Origin of the sequence: Aestuariivita sp. (assembly GCF_021404545.1) — a bacterium.
GTDB lineage: Bacteria > Pseudomonadota > Alphaproteobacteria > Rhodobacterales > Rhodobacteraceae > Aestuariivita.
Map to the genome: position 1 here is coordinate 75,735 of NZ_JAAWWD010000004.1, position 14,950 is coordinate 90,684.

Annotated in this window: 14 protein-coding genes; 5 read left to right on the forward strand and 9 right to left on the reverse strand. The window is 60.1% G+C overall.

What is annotated here, in order from left to right; all coding sequences use genetic code 11:
* The first annotated feature begins 10 nt into the window (after positions 1-10).
* The 3 genes from HEP69_RS03600 (at position 11) to HEP69_RS03610 (ending at position 4,993) form a co-directional block, all read left to right on the forward strand.
* Positions 11-2,461 (forward strand): FAD-dependent oxidoreductase, encoded by a 2,451-nt coding sequence (locus HEP69_RS03600; RefSeq protein WP_290557151.1) that lies wholly within the window; start codon positions 11-13, stop codon positions 2,459-2,461.
* Between the two features lie 187 nt (positions 2,462-2,648).
* Positions 2,649-3,791, forward strand: a complete 1,143-nt coding sequence (locus tag HEP69_RS03605; protein WP_290557152.1) for an amidohydrolase — start codon at positions 2,649-2,651, stop codon at positions 3,789-3,791.
* 8 nt (positions 3,792-3,799) lie between these two features.
* Positions 3,800-4,993: a diaminopropionate ammonia-lyase gene (locus HEP69_RS03610; protein ID WP_290557153.1), complete on the forward strand. Its 1,194-nt coding sequence runs from the start codon at positions 3,800-3,802 to the stop codon at positions 4,991-4,993.
* Positions 4,994-5,060: 67 nt separating this feature from the next.
* On the opposite strand, the gene HEP69_RS03615 is transcribed toward HEP69_RS03610, so the two are convergent.
* The 3 genes from HEP69_RS03615 to HEP69_RS03625 all read right to left on the reverse strand — a co-directional run bounded on the left by HEP69_RS03615 (position 5,061) and on the right by HEP69_RS03625 (position 8,468).
* A complete protein-coding gene (locus HEP69_RS03615) occupies positions 5,061-6,224 on the reverse strand; it encodes a Rieske 2Fe-2S domain-containing protein (protein ID WP_290557154.1) in 1,164 nt (387 codons plus the stop codon).
* A gap of 292 nt (positions 6,225-6,516) precedes the next feature.
* Positions 6,517-7,326, reverse strand: coding sequence for an arylmalonate decarboxylase (locus HEP69_RS03620; protein ID WP_290557223.1), 810 nt, complete (start codon positions 7,324-7,326; stop codon positions 6,517-6,519).
* The gene (locus tag HEP69_RS03625) at positions 7,326-8,468 is read right to left on the reverse strand and encodes a Xaa-Pro peptidase family protein (protein ID WP_290557155.1); all 1,143 of its coding nucleotides are present in this window, start codon (positions 8,466-8,468) and stop codon (positions 7,326-7,328) included. Before HEP69_RS03625 ends, HEP69_RS03620 begins: the two co-directional genes overlap by 1 nt.
* A 115-nt stretch (positions 8,469-8,583) precedes the next feature.
* On the opposite strand from HEP69_RS03625, the gene HEP69_RS03630 reads away from it, so the two are divergent.
* A complete protein-coding gene (locus tag HEP69_RS03630) occupies positions 8,584-9,462 on the forward strand; it encodes a LysR family transcriptional regulator (RefSeq protein WP_290557156.1) in 879 nt (292 codons plus the stop codon).
* Positions 9,463-9,465: 3 nt separating this feature from the next.
* Here HEP69_RS03630 and ehuA read toward each other — a convergent pair whose 3' ends face one another.
* The 4 genes from ehuA to HEP69_RS03650 all read right to left on the reverse strand — a co-directional run bounded on the left by ehuA (position 9,466) and on the right by HEP69_RS03650 (position 12,536).
* Positions 9,466-10,281, reverse strand: a complete 816-nt coding sequence (gene ehuA / locus HEP69_RS03635; RefSeq protein WP_290557157.1) for an ectoine/hydroxyectoine ABC transporter ATP-binding protein EhuA — start codon at positions 10,279-10,281, stop codon at positions 9,466-9,468.
* Positions 10,282-10,285: 4 nt separating this feature from the next.
* Entirely contained in the window at positions 10,286-10,951 is a 666-nt protein-coding gene (gene ehuD, locus HEP69_RS03640; RefSeq protein WP_290557158.1) for an ectoine/hydroxyectoine ABC transporter permease subunit EhuD, read from the reverse strand.
* A 3-nt stretch (positions 10,952-10,954) separates the two neighbouring features.
* Complete coding sequence (gene ehuC / locus HEP69_RS03645; protein ID WP_290557159.1) at positions 10,955-11,620, reverse strand: ectoine/hydroxyectoine ABC transporter permease subunit EhuC; 666 nt, start codon at positions 11,618-11,620, stop codon at positions 10,955-10,957.
* A gap of 73 nt (positions 11,621-11,693) precedes the next feature.
* On the reverse strand, positions 11,694-12,536 hold the full coding sequence (locus tag HEP69_RS03650; RefSeq protein ID WP_290557160.1) for a transporter substrate-binding domain-containing protein: 843 nt from the start codon (positions 12,534-12,536) through the stop codon (positions 11,694-11,696).
* Between the two features lie 219 nt (positions 12,537-12,755).
* Here HEP69_RS03650 and HEP69_RS03655 point away from each other — a divergent pair, with 219 nt between their 5' ends.
* A complete protein-coding gene (locus tag HEP69_RS03655) occupies positions 12,756-13,205 on the forward strand; it encodes an Lrp/AsnC family transcriptional regulator (protein ID WP_290557161.1) in 450 nt (149 codons plus the stop codon).
* 96 nt (positions 13,206-13,301) lie between these two features.
* Here the strand turns inward: HEP69_RS03655 and HEP69_RS03660 are convergent, their stop codons facing one another.
* Both HEP69_RS03660 and HEP69_RS03665 read right to left on the reverse strand, forming a co-directional pair.
* Positions 13,302-14,069: a GntR family transcriptional regulator gene (locus tag HEP69_RS03660; protein WP_290557162.1), complete on the reverse strand. Its 768-nt coding sequence runs from the start codon at positions 14,067-14,069 to the stop codon at positions 13,302-13,304.
* Between the two features lie 33 nt (positions 14,070-14,102).
* Positions 14,103-14,942, reverse strand: a complete 840-nt coding sequence (locus HEP69_RS03665; RefSeq protein ID WP_290557163.1) for an amidohydrolase family protein — start codon at positions 14,940-14,942, stop codon at positions 14,103-14,105.
* Positions 14,943-14,950 lie beyond the last annotated feature (8 nt).

The following is a 14,950-nucleotide window of genomic DNA, read 5'->3' on the forward strand; positions in this document are numbered from 1 at the left end:
GAGATCGAAAATGCAAGAGCCGCTTCCACAGCATGCGCAGGTTGTCATTATCGGCGGAGGTATTCACGGTTGTTCGGTGGCCTATCATCTGGCCAAGGCCGGTTGGACGGATATCCTCCTGCTGGAGCGCAAACAGCTCACCTCGGGCACCACATGGCATGCCGCGGGCCTTGTCGGCCAGCTTCAGGGGAGCCATGCGACGACCGCCTTTGCCTCTTACGGGGTCGAGCTTTTGCAGGAGATCGAGGCCGAGACAGGACAAAACCCCGGTTTCCGGCAATCGGGATCTATTTCCATCGCCGTGAATCACGACCGGCTGGCGGAACTCAGGCGCAAGGCCGATTTCGCTGCGCTGCACGGTATCGAGGCGCGGTATATGCCAACCGCCGAAATTGCCGAACGCTGGCCGCTCATGAATGCGGACGGGGTGCTGGGCGGCATTTACATGCCTTCGGACGGCTCGGCCAACCCGATTGATCTGACCAATGCGCTGGCCCGGGGGGCGCGTATGCATGGCGCGACGATCCGTGAACATGTGATGGTCAAGGACGTCCTGACGGCCGAGGGTACAATCACCGGCGTGCGCACCGACCAGGGCACGATCACCGCCGATGTGGTGGTCAATTGCGCGGGCATGTGGGCCCGAGAACTGGGTCGGCAGAACGGTGTCGGCGTTCCGCTGCATGCGTGTGAGCATTACTATCTGGTGACAGAACCGATCAAGGATCTGCCCAGCGACCTGCCGGTTCTGCGATCCTATTGCGACGGCACCTATTGGAAGGAGGATGCAGGCAAGCTGCTTTTTGGTTTTGCCCATTTCCACGCGAAACCCTGGGCCACGGACGGCATTCCGGAGGATTTCTGTTTCGACAGCCTGCCATTTGTCGAGGATGACGTGATCGAGGTGCTCGAGCTTGCTATGAATCGTGTGCCCGTCCTGCAGGAGACCGGCATTCGCACGTTCTTTAACGGGCCGGAAAGCTATTCCCACGATGGTCGGTTCACCTTGGGCGAAGCGCCGGATCTGCGGAACTACTACGTCCTGGCCGGCGTCAATTCGACCGGCATTCAATCCGGTCCGGGCGCGGGCAAGGCCCTGGCAGAGTGGATCATGGCAGGCCGCCCGACGATGGATCTGAGCGAAATGGACCCGGCCCGGTTGGAGGCGTTTCAGGCCCGTGACCCCTATCTGCGCGAACGCTGCCCCGAGACCCTGGTCAATACCTATGCCATGCATTGGCCAAACCGGCAGCGCGAGACCACGCGAGGGCTGCGGCGGACGCCGTTCTATCATGCGATGAAAGCTCGCGGTGCCTGTTTCGGAGAGGTTCAGGGTTGGGAGCGGCCGCTGTTTTTTGCGCCTCAGGGGGATGCACCGGATATCGCGTATAGTTTCGGACGTCAGAATTGGTTTGCCTATGCGCAGGACGAACAGAAGGCGGTGCGCGAAGGGGTCGGCATGATCGATTACACCATGCTGGGCAAGCTGATGGTCGAGGGAGCGGATGCCGAACGCTTTTTGCAGCGGCTTTGTACGAACGATATGAGCCTGCCGGTCGGCCGCGTTGCCTATTCGCTGATGCTGAATACGCAAGGTGGAATAGAAAGTGACGTGACCGTGGCGCGGCACGCCGAGGATGCGTTCATGGTCATGTCGTCGATCTCGCATACTCGCCGGGACCGGGATTATCTGCGCCGCCACATACAGAAGGGAGAGGATGTCCGCCTGCGCGACGCCACATCCGCCTATGGCGTCTTAGCGGTCTGCGGGCCGAACGCGCGGGCGTTGCTGACTGCGGCCTGCGATTGCGACCTGTCGAATACCGCCTTTCCGTTCAACAGCCTTCAGCACTTCCATATCGGCCACGCCCCGGTATTCGCTCAGCGGCTATCGTACTCAGGTGAGTTGGGGTGGGAGATCTTCGTCACCCCCGATTTCGCCGAACATGTGTTCGATCTGCTGTTGAGCCTGGGGCAAGACTTGGATCTGCGCCTGGTCGGCGGTGAGGCACTCAATGCACTCAGGATCGAAAAAGGGTTCCTGCACTGGGGGCATGACATGGCCTATACCGATGCCCCGCACCAGGTGGGGCTGGGCTTTGTCTGTAAGTCGGAGAAGGCCATTCCGTTTATCGGGCGCGAGGCCTATCTGGACCGCACGGCGGATGGGCAGGGGCCGTTCCTGTGTTCGGTCAAGTTGCGGGATCCCGAACCGCTGATCTATCATAACGAGCCTGTTTTGCAGGGCGACCGGATCGCGGGCTATGTCACATCGGGGGCCTATGGATATGCGACCGGCGCGGCAGTCGGCCTGTGCATGGTGTCCGGGCCGGACGGTGGCGCCGACAGGGCCGCGTTGCAGGAAGGCGACTGGTATGTCCTGGTCGAGGGGCAGAAGATCCCCGTCGATCTGAGTCTCAAGGCCCTCTACGATCCATCCGCCAAGCGTATGCGGCAGTAACGCGGCACCTCACCTCTCGCATGTGACCGGATCGTGCGGTGCCGGATGTGGGTTCGGCACGCGCGATCCTGAATTGGTTGTCATTCGCCCGATATCCGACAGATTTCGTTCCTGTTTCAAGAATCTTTGATCGTTGCCGTTCGCGCTCTGGGCTAGTTTTGACGCATCAACGCCGTCGGGAGGGGACATGGACGGATCGACGCTGAACCTTATCGAATTTCGTCGCGACTTGCATCGCAACCCCGAGCTCGGGTTTCAGGAGACGCGCACCAAGGCCAAGGTGGCATATGTCCTGCGGGCCCTCGGGCTTGAGGTGCACGAGGGCAGGGGCGTCATCGGGATCCTTCGGAGTGGCGTTGGCAACAGGGCCATCGGCCTGCGGGCCGACCTGGATGCGTTGCCGATCCAGGAGCGCAGCGGTCTGGACTATGCCTCCCAACGCACGGGCGTGATGCATGCTTGCGGCCATGACGGTCACACCGCGATGCTGTTGGGTGCAGCGCACAATCTGGCACAGGAGCGCGATTTCGACGGCACAATCGTATTTTTGTTCCAACCCAATGAGGAACATGGCCTGGGCGCGCGCGCGATGATCGACGATGACGGCGTGTTGGACCGATTCCCGATCGACGAGGTCTATGCCATCCACAACCTGCCTGGCGCGCCTCTGGGGCAGGTCTCAACCCGCGTCGGTCAGATCTGCGCCTCCGAAAGCCTGTTTGACATCACGATCGAAGGGCAGGGGGGGCATGCTTCGATGCCGCATGTGGGGGTTGATGCGCTCACCGTGGGCGCCGAGATGGTGCTGGCACTTCAGACCATCGTTTCGCGCAAACTGCCGCCGGATGCCGGGGCCGTTGTCTCGGTGACCGAGTTCCAGACCAACGGTCAGCGCAATGTGTTGCCCGGGCGCGCGGCGCTGAAGGGGGACGTGCGCGCGCGCCGACCCGAGGACCGGCTCGAGATTGAACGCCTGATGCGCCAGATTGTGGCGGGCGTGGCCGCGACCCATGGGTTGAGCGCGTCCATGACCTTCGAGACTGAGTTCATCGAAACCTTCAACGCCCAGGCCCCGACCGATGCGGTCATCCGCGCGGCGCAGACTGCGGGCCTTGAAGCGGACGGAGCCCGGGCGCCAATGAGTTTTTCGGAGGATTTCGCCCATTTCTCGGCCGCTGTGCCGGGCTGTTTGCTGTTGATGGGGAACGGCATCCAGGGTGCCCACGGCCAACCGCTCCATTCTGACGATTACGATTTTAATGATGCGCTCCTGCCCTATGGTGTGGCCTTTTGGTCCGCGCTGGTGCGGGATCGTCTTCCCAAACGGTAGGACAACCCATGAACGATCTTTTGCCTCCAGCCCATATCGGACATATCCCGGCAACCTGTGCGCCCGGCGACGCCGCTCACACGGTTCTGACCAAGGAGGATTTTGACACTGCCGAAGCGGAGATCACCGCATGGGATGAGTATGCGCCCACGCCGCTGGTCAGCTTGGGCGTTCTGGCCGACCGCATCGGCGTCGCCGAGGTACTCTACAAGCACGAAGGTCCGCGGTTCGGCCTGGCCAGCTTCAAGGCGTTGGGCGGTGCCTATGCCGCGCAGCGCGTTCTGCAACGCGAAGTTGCGCGCCGCACCGGTCAAGAAGTCAGCCTGAAGGATATTCGCTCGGGCACCTATCGCGACCACTGCGCCGAGATCACTCTGGTTTCGGCCACCGACGGCAATCACGGGCGGTCTTTGGCCTGGGGGTGTCAGCGTTTTGGTGCGCCCTGCCGGATCTATATCCATGCCGAGGTCAGCGAAGGCCGCGCGGAAGTCATGCGCGATTTCGGAGCCGAGGTGATCCGGATCGACGGCGACTATGACGCCTCTGTCGCTTTGGCGAAGTCAGAGGCCGAGGCACAGGGCTGGTTTGTCGTATCTGACACGTCATGGCCCGGATATTCCCAGCCGCCGCGCGATGTGATGGCAGGCTATGGGGTGATGACCCGCGAGATCTGCCATGCCAGCGCGCAGATCCCCACCCATGTTTTTTTGCAGGGCGGTGTCGGCGGGATGGCCGCCGGTGTGATCGCGGCTCTCGTCCAGCATTGGGGGCCAAAATCGCCCCGCGCGATCATCGTTGAACCGGACCGGGCCGCTTGCCTGTTTGAGAGCGCCCGCAAGGGCAAGGCGACTTCGGTGGCGATTGCCGAGGAGACGATCATGGCCGGGCTGTCCTGTGGTGAGCCGTCCGAACTGGCCTGGGCTATTCTCGCCGAGGAGGCGTCTGACTACCTCACCATTCCCGACACGCTGGTCGCACCGACGGTTCGGCTGCTGGCGCGCCCGTTGGAGGGCGACACCGCGCTGGAGGCCGGAGAAAGCGCGGTCGCCGGGCTCGCTGCCTTGATTGCGGTGCGCCGCGATGTCGACATGTCCCAGGCACTGGGCCTCGATGAGGCGTCCCGCGTGCTGCTGATCGGGTCCGAAGGGGTAACGGATCCAGTGATCTTTCAACAGATCATGGAGGGGCGCGAAGCCGCCTGAGCCCTGGATCGAGACGAACAGACGCAAGACCGGTCGTCTTGAGATACCGGTCTTGGTTTTGGCTGGCTCAGCCCGAAGTCGCTTTGGCTGTGCGGTCTTTGCAAAGCTGCCGCGCGAGGTATTTCTGGAAGGACCAGACGGTGCGCTCTTTCGGTGAGAGCCTGCCGGGGACCGCTGCCAAAGCCTTGGCGTTCTGCGCAATGGTGCCGATGATCGGTTTGTCCTCCTCATTGATCCGATCAAACCCGGCTTTCAGCTCGGCCGCATAGGCGGCGCGTGCGTCCGGATCCTCCGGCACAGCGCCGGGATAGGTATCAACGCCCCAGAAGACCTTGACCTTGCCGGTTCCATAAGGTTGCAGCGACAGCCAGAACATCCGTTCGGCCACAACCGAGAACACATGCGCAGGAAAGACCGCTGAAAGCACCGCCTTTGCGCGCTCGTCATCGGTCAGCAACGGATTGTCGACCTGCATATCCGACGCCCGCTCATAGGATTGGCCGGGCACCCGCCCCTGTTCATAAAGGCTGTATGCCGCGCCGCCATGCATCGCATGGGCCAGTCTGGTGGGCATCGCCGGTTCGATGGTCTGCGCATGAGCCACAAACAGGTGATACCCTTCGGTGAAATTCTGCACGAGGATCTTCCAATTGGTGTCCCAGATCTCTTCGACCCGGAACAAGGTGCGGTATCTGGCAAGCTGATAGTTCTCCAATCGCTTGGAAAGCGCGGTCAGCCGTGGGCCCAGAGGGGGCGCCTCAGGATCCAGCGAGACGTAGACCCAGCCTTGCCAGATCTCGACCTGGAACTGAGGCAGACACACGCTCCATTTATTGAAATTGTCACGCATATGGGCCGCGCCGATCAGCTGGCCGTCCAGATCATAGGTCCAGGCGTGATAGGGGCAGCTGATGCGCCCCTTGATCCGCCCGGTCCCGGCCACCAGCGTCGCCATCCGGTGACGGCACACATTGGACATTGCCCTCAGCACACCTGCCCGATCGCGCAGGACCAGAACCGGATCACGGCCAATGGTCGTTGCCCGGTAATCGCCCGGGGCCTCGAACTCGTCCGCGCGGCCGACGCAGACCCATTCATGGTTGAAGATCTCGTCAAGCTCCAGCTCAAGAAAAGCAGCCGAGCTATAGACCTGCGGCGGCGTCGCCTCGGCCAGTTCATCGGGCAGAGCGGCATTGCGCGCGACGGCATCCAGCAACTCATCGACAGACATATGCGGTATCACCTCGGTCCTCCCGGTTAGGTCCTCGTCATGGTCAGGCGCGGAGCGGGGTCGGATCCTCCGCTACATCATGTTGTGGGTCGAAAGATCCGCTTGGCCTGACGCCGCAGATCCCGCCCTTTGCTGGCAACCCGGTGTCTGCGCGCGTCATGCGGCCGCCCCCGAATGGCAATCACGCCGAACCGGCGCCAGGGGGCGAGACCGCGCCAACGGCAGTCCCGGCCTGTCTGTCCGATCAATCCCCGCCACAAAAGCACCCGCTGCGGACGTTGGGCCTGTCAGGCTATCTGTCGGTGTCCGCGTCGGTTTTGGACAGCACCCGGCCCGGATGCTGGAAAATCCGGCCGAAGCCTGTCAGTTCATCCATGATGCCCGCGCGCCGCAGACAGCTCCAGAACTGGGCCTGATTAGAGGTGATGACCGGTTTGCCTGCCGCCTGCTCGATCTCGTCGACGACTTCAAGCGACCGCACGCCGCCGCAGGACAGAAAGATCACATCTGCTTCGGGTTGGTCGATTTCCAGCGCGAACTTTCTCCAATAGGCCGGAGTAACCTGGCCCATCTGCGTTCCAGTGCTGAGGTTCAGCCCCTGTATGTCGAGCACGTCAAAGCCCTTTTCCAACAGGAACTCGGCCTCTGCTGTGTTGACATCGTCCAGATAGGGAGTGCCAACGACGATCCTTTTCGCCCTCAACTCGTGCAGCGCGTCAATCACCCCTGTGACCAGACACATCGGCTGGGCCCAGGGCGCGCCCTTGCGGATCTCGCGAAAGACATTTTCCTCGCCGCATACGATCGAACCCGAGGTGCAGCTATAGCTGATCACATCGGGTTTCAGGTCGGGTTGGATACGGGAGGCCGCATCTGCCATATCGTCAATATGCCGCGCGAGCGTTTCGGTGGTGGTGTAGTCTTGGGTCTTCAGCCGGGTAAAGTGTATACCCACGCCTTCGGGCGCCATATCTGCGAAATCCGCCTCACCTGCCAGATCCGTGGACATCATGATGAATCCCAATCGGGCGCGGTGGTGACGCCCGGCGCCCATTTCGGGGGTGCGGGGTTTGGACTGGATCGTTTGGCCGGATTGGAACATCACAGAATGACCTCCTCGATAGATTTGGGATGATGGGTGAGCGGCTCCCAGCCGTCCTGGGTGATGATAAAACTGTCGCCAACCTGGGCGCGGAACGTGTCGACCGAGACCGAGCCATCGACCGCCAGCACCATGCCGGGCTGGATGATGGTTGTATCGCCAGTCACAAGCTGAGGCGCTTCGAGAAAGCTAAAGCCCGTCGCGCGCCCGCAGCGGAACGGATAATCGTAGCCCGCGCCCTGAATGACCTGTGCATAGGCCGCGTGAACCGACTCTGCCGTCACGCCGGGGCGCAGCGCATCCAACGCGGCTTTCTGGCTGGCCACCGCGACGTCATAGACCGCAGTCTGGTGTTTGGGCGCGTCGCCGATCCAGAACGTGCGATCAAAGCCCAGCTTGAAGCGGTGGAAATTCGTCATGCCGCAGAAACACAAAAAGACCGGCTCGCCATGACGCATCACGCGGGTGGAGGCGCGATGATGGGTTTTCACGATATCGTCGCCCGACGCCATGATTTGCAGAAAATGCGTATTTGGGGACATGTCGACATCGTTGTAATGCGCCGCCAGAAGGGCCGCGGCCGTGCGGGTTCCAGCTTCGCTGGCAGCAATGGCGACCTCGAATTCTGGCACGCCGTCGCCGATGGCCGCGCGCCCCGCTTGCATCATCGCGTCGGCCACCTGTCCCGCGTGCCGCGCCAGCTGTAGTTCGGGTGCGGATTTGATCATGCGCATTTGCGCCAGGATCGGGGTGACGTTGGCGATACGGGACGGGTCAACCAGATCACCCAGACTGGCCCGCACGGGCGCGGGCATGTGATCTGGCTCGATCGCAACTCTGGACGCTTTTGCGACCGCAGCGGGCAGCTCCGTGCGCCACTCATCGCCCATCCCGTCATTCCATGGGGCGATCCTGCCCACCTGCGCGGCGGCTTTTGCGCTCATCAGGTCGATGGTGGGTGTGATCAATAGCGCCTCGTTGTCCCGGGGCACCACGAGGATGGTCGGCCTGCCGAATTCCATGTGCAGATAGTCATAGTACCCGGTCAGGTAATAGACATTGTCGTCATCGGTGATGAGCGCGACATCTATTCCAGCTTCGCTCAGCCGTTTTTGAAACTCGGTCAATCGTCTTGCGAACATGGTGTCTCTCCGGTCCCGGACAGAGGTTCGGGCCCACCGCCTGCCTTGAAACCTTACGAGCGGGCAGGCCCTTTCCAAAGTGACATCTCATCCCGCATTATGATAACCTCAGATTATGAAAAGCTATCGTCGCACCCTGCCGCCTCTGGACTATCTTCTGTTCTTTGAAGCGGTCGCGCGATCAGAGAGTTTCACCCGTGCCGCAACCGAGCTGAATGTCAGTCAAGCCGCTGTGAGCAAAAGGGTTAAGGTGCTTGAAAGCTGGTTGGGCATGACCCTTGTTCAGCGGCACGGGCGCACCATAACCCTGACCCGGGACGGCAAGGCGCTGGCGTCCGATACGGGGGAGGCTCTGGATTACCTGACTTCATGCGTGCAGAGGCTGCATCGGCTTGGCGACCGGGGCCGCCTGTCGCTGGCGGCGAACGTCGCTGTGTCCCAATACTGGCTGACCCCAAGGATCAACGAATACCTGCTGAGCCGGGATGCGGCCCCGGTCACGCTGACGGCGTCGGACAAGGATGCGGACCTTTTCGCACTTGAGGTTGACGCGGTCATTTACTACGGCGCCGAGATTCCGCCCGGATGGGAAGGCACCCGGATTTTCGAGGAGATCTGGCTGCCCGTTGCGGCGCCGGAACTTGCGCGTCCTGGCCTGGATCTGACCAGATCCACCTTGCTCGACTTTGAAAAGCGCACCCCAAAATGGGTCAATTGGGGCAGTTTTGCAGAGCTCAGTGGCCTGGGGGATCTGACCCAGGCCGCGCGCGTCGACCTCGGCTCGTATGGGAGCACCCTTGATACCGCGATCCGGGGGAAGGGCATCGCGCTGGGTTGCCCCGATGTTCTGGAGATCGAGATCGGATCAGGGCGCCTGGTTGCGTTGCGCGATTACCAGATCCTTACCGGTCGCAGCTATTTCGTGATCTGGCGGCCCGGGACGCTTACACCCCAGACCGTTGACCTTCTGGCCAAGGTTGGGCTGCCGTTCTGACGCCTAGACGGCTTCCTTAACGGCGCTGAGGAACTGCTGTGTGCGCTCTTTTTGCGGGTTTCCGAACAGGTCGGCAGGTGTGCCCTGCTCTTCGATCCGGCCTGCGTAGAAGAAACAGACCCGGTCCGAGATATCGCGGGCAAACCCCATCTGGTGTGTGACCATCAGCATGGTAAGATTGTGCTCGTCAACCAGGCCGCGAATGACATTTGTCACCTCGCCGATTACTTCAGGGTCAAGCGCCGAGGTCACCTCGTCAAACAGCATCACCTTGGGCCGCATGGCCAATGCACGCGCGATGGCTACGCGCTGCTGCTGTCCACCGGACAGACGAGAGGGATGCTGATCCTTCTTGTCGATCATGCCAACCAGTTCCAACAGGTCTTCGGACCGGTCGCGTGCCTCGGCTTTCGTGAGGCCCAGCACATGCACCGGACCCTCCATGCAGTTTTCCAGCGCTGTCATATGCGGAAACAGGTTAAAGTGCTGAAAGCACATCCCGATATCTGCGCGCCGATTGCGCAGATGGCGCTCGTTTGCGGGGACGAGTTTACCGCCTTTGGGCATGTGGGTGAGCGGTTTGCCGTCAACATAGATGACGCCACCATTGATTGTCTCAAGTGTCATCAACATGCGCAGGACGGTTGTCTTACCAGACCCTGACGGGCCGATGATCGTAACCATCTCGCCGGGCGCGACGTCGAGGTCTAGATTGTCCAGAACGGTCAATGACCCATAGGATTTGCGTACCTGTTGGAAACGCACCATCGGAACGTCGTCACCGGTGAGTTCAAGCGGAAAACGGGAAAGATCCTGCAAGAGTTCAGAGCCCTAGTTTGCGGCGCACACGGCCTTCGAACAGCCGGATGAGACCAGCCGCCGGAAGCGATATTGCCAGGAAAATGATGCCGACCATCGTGTAGGGTTCGAGAAAGCGGTAGTTCTCGGACCCGATGGCGTTGGCGGTGTGAATGAGTTCGGCGACCCCGATGACCGAAAGCATCGGTGTGTCCTTGAAGATGCCGACCAGATAGTTGCCCATCCCGGCCAGGGCCGGGGGAATGGCCTGGGGGATAATGATGCGCCGATATTTCTGTGCGGTCGTCATGTTCAGCGCGGTCGCGGCCTCCCATTGGCCCTTGGCCACGCTTTCGATGCCGCCCCGGTACACTTCTGACAGGTAGCAGGCATAATGCAGGCCGATTGCGATCATGCCGGACATCCACGGGCTGAGGCGGATGCCGAATTGCGGCCCCACGTAAAAGACAAAGAAGATCTGCAAGATCAGCGGGGTCGAGCGGATGAACTCGACAAATTCCCGCACCACGAATGTCACCACGGCATAGGGGGTGCGCTGTCCCAGTGCCAGCGCTAGCCCCAGCACCACGGCGATGGCATACCCGGCACCTGCGGCCAGCAATGTGTTACCGGTCGCTTCGATCAGCCGGGGCATAATTTCCCAGACGAAATCCCACTTCCATTCAAACATGGATCAGACCTTTCCCATTTTGCGCGACATGGTGCGTTCCAGCCAACGCATGAGGGGCGTGACGAAAAAGCGGGCGAGAATGTAATAGATGATCAGTGCGGCTCCAAAGACCTGGGCCGACAGAAAGGTCGTGGCATTGATCTGGCGCGCCTGGAACATCAGATCCGCGACCGAGATCAGAGACACCAGCGCTGTTCCCTTGAGAAGTTCGATCATCAGGTTGCCCCAGGGTGGCAACATATTGACCAGAGCCTGCGGCAGGATGATGCGCCGCATCCGCTGTGCCGGGCTCATGTTGATGGCCAGCGACGCCTCCCACTGCCCTTTGGGCACGGACAGAATGCCGCCGCGCACCAGCTCGGCCCCATAGGCACCGATATTCATACCGACCGCGATATAGCCTGCGGTGAACTTTTCGATCGTGATGCCAAAGAGCGGCAGAACGAAGAAGATCCAGTAGAGTTGAACCACCAGGGATGTGCCGCGAAAAATCTCGATATAGGTGACCGCCGCGCCCTTGAGGAGCGGGTTGGTCGAGAGCTTCATCAAGCCCATGAAAAGCGAGATCGCGACGCCCAGCACGGCAGCCAGCAGGAATTGCGCAACCGTGACACCCGCGCCCGACAGCAGACGTGGCCAAAACTGGGCAACAAAATCAATTAGGCTCATCAGACCACCTGGATGGCAAAGCGCACAACGAACAAGGCAGGCTGCACTGCAGCCCGCCCTTAACGTGCGTCAATTAGCGGTTGGCACAGACCCATTCGGCGGTCTTGGTTCCAGGCAGATTGCCCTCGACATAGCCATACTCGGTCACTGATGCCAACATCGCATCCGTGCCAAGGTAATCGGCCAGCGCGGCATTGAAGTCGGCCATGAATTCGGCATCGGCCTCGCGGAACCCGATCCCGACATAGTTCAATGTCCAGGCAGGCAGTGCGGCGGGATCCGTCACATCGATGTCATCATTCGTCTGGGCGAAGTGGTTGGCCTCGAAATAGGTCATGCCGCCCGCATCGGCGCGCCCAGCCTTGACCGCCGCCAGCATTTCCGAGGGTCCGGGCACCTGCATGATCTGGTCATCGCCCAGACCTTGTTTTTTGGCGGCCTCGACGGTGTTATACCCCGCCCCGGTTACCATGATCGCGTCCTTGTTGAGAATATCCTTGAAGGTCTGAATGTTCTTGGGGTTGCCCGCAGGCACGATAAAGGCATCGCCGGTCTGCGCGATGGGTTCGGAAAACGAGATGTTCTGGCATCGGCTATTGAGGATATAAAGACCGCCGGTGATCAGGTCATAGCGATTGGCTTTCAGCCCCGGGATCAGCCCGCCCCAATCGGTGACGATTGTCTCGACATTGTCGTGCCCCATCTCGCGCAGGATCCCCAGCGCGATCTCGTTCACGAAACCCTTTGCCTCTCCATTCTCATCGGGATAACCCCAGATCGGCACGTTGGAGAACCCGATGCGGATCGGCTCTCCGGCTTCTATGCGCTCGCTGAGCGGGCTTGCGATGGCTGGCACCGCGCCGATCAGAAGGGCAATGCCCGCAGCCATGATGCCAGTTGATACTTTATTCTTCATTATCGTCTCCCTGTTGATCAAGCGTGTCTGATGCGGTGACGAGAAGAATGACAAATCGGGCGGGGTGATGCCGTCCACATTTGCCTGAACCAGAGCCCGTTCCGCAGTTATGTTATCTGTTTCGACTCTAGCCAAGACGTTTGATGGTGGTCGTCGAAAACTTCCCGGGACTCGACGAAATAAGTTGCCAATGATCCAGATCCGGAGGAAAAACCGACCATGGATGAAAAAGATCTACAGATTCTCAGACTGGTTCAATCGAACGCGCAGCTGACCGCCGAAGCGTTAGGTCACGAAATCGGACTGTCTGCTCCGGCCGTTCAGAAACGTCTCAAAAAGCTGCGTGAGACAGGCGTAATCGAAAAGGAGATCGCGGTCCTGTCCCCCACCAAGCTGGGGCGTGAATTGACGGTGATTGTCGGTGTCGTGTTGGAGCGCGAGAGCCGGATGCACCTGGACTCGTTTAAGCGCAGAATGCGCCAGGCCAAAGAGGTGCAGCAATGCTATTACAGCACTGGAGAGGCGGATTTTATCCTTGTGGTCACTGTGGCTGACATCAAGGAATACGAAGCGTTTACGCAAGAGTACTTCTTTGACGAATCCAATGTGGGGCGGTTCACCTCGTCTGTGGTGATGGACCGGGTCAAGGTGTCCCTGGACATTCTCTAACGCAGTCCTGGAAGGAACCTACGACGGGTGCGCTTTGGAGACGCTTGTCCGACCCGGACGGAACCGCCAATGCGGGCGGATCCTCAAAGCGGGCAGTCACACCTCTTTTTTGTCCATACGCATCCTGTATTTGTATTTGTCGGTCCGGTACAGAATCCGGATGTATTCGACCGGGCGATCATCCGTGTCGCGCACCACCCGCTCGATGGCCAACAGCGGCGTGCCAACCGGAACTTCGAGGGCGGGACCGGTTTGCGGATCGGCCAGCGCTGCCGAAACGCTCTGCTCGGCGCTCCCGATATTGATATTCATGTCTTCCAAAAGCCCAAGCAGGGAGCTGACCTCCATATCGTCGCGGCTCAGAGCGCGTCCGATATCCTCTGGAAGATAGCTCGTCAGATATGAAAAAGGGCTCCCCCGATAGCTGCGCACACGCACGGCTCTTTGAACTTCGGCACCCTGTTTCACTTTCAGGGCCGATTGCACATCATGATTTGCCGAAACGAAACCGAATTCAAGAACGCGAACCGTCGACCTTTTTCCCAAATCGACAACATTTTCAATGAAATCGTCGATATCGCCGGGGATCGTGGGCGAAATGGTCGGCGAAACGATGCGCGTGGCCGCTCCCCGCTTGCGCACGACAAGGCCAAGTTCCGCCATCTCGCGCACCGATCTTGAAACGGTGATGCGCGAGACGCCAAACTCCTCACACAGATCGTGCTCACTGGGCAGCACGCCGGTTTCAGCGTAATATCCCTGCTCGATCCGTTCTTTGAGGATCAGCAAAATCTTGTGATAAAGCGGGGTGATCACGTCACCACCGGCTGTCCGTATTGGACGCTGGACAAAATCTTCCGCCATCGCTCCGAACTCGTTTGCTTTGACCCTCGGGGCCTAAAGGTCGAGACCGAGGATACGAATAGCATTCTCACCCAACAGTCCAGCCTCAACATCCTCAGGTAGATTTAGCGCACGGACCTCTTTGAGAGATTGGCTCAGATCCTGAACCGGCCAATCCGTACCCCACATGACTTTTTGTGCTCCATCGATATTGAGAAAGCCGCGCCCTGACAAGTACTCAATGAAATGCGGTGTCCAGGTCGACGGTGGATGGGCATCGGCAATGATATAGACATTCTCATGGCCAATTGCGGCGCTTGTCATCTCGAAATCGAACGGGACACCGATATGCAATCCCAATAGCGTGAGTTCGGGAAAGTCGAACGCGGCCTCTTCGATCCATTCCGGGCGGGCACAGAGTTTGGCGCCGGACCGGGGCGATTGCCGCCCCACTTGCAGGCTGATCGGCACACCAAGCTCGCAGCATTTGGCATAGATCGGCCAATAGGTCCGGTCATTGATCGGCACGCCAAACCAATGGGGGTAAACATGAACACCCTTAAACCCAAGCTCGGTCACCGCGTATTCGATGTAGCGCAGCGTCTCCATACCACCCAGCGGGTTGATGCCAACCCATCCGAAAAAGCGATCCGGGTCCTTTTCGATCACCGGCTGCACCTCGTCGACATGGGTCATCAGCAATTCGCCACGCACGCCGTTCTGCACGGTGTTGGCCACAATGCCGGTCATCGCGACGCCGTCTTGATCCATCTGCCGCAGATAGCCCTCGGGATCGAAGGCCCGGGCGGTTGCGCGGTCGATGCCCAGAACATCATAGAGTTTCAGTTCGGTGTGGGGTTTGAAATTCACACCTATATCGACAATCCGTCCCATCGTTCTCC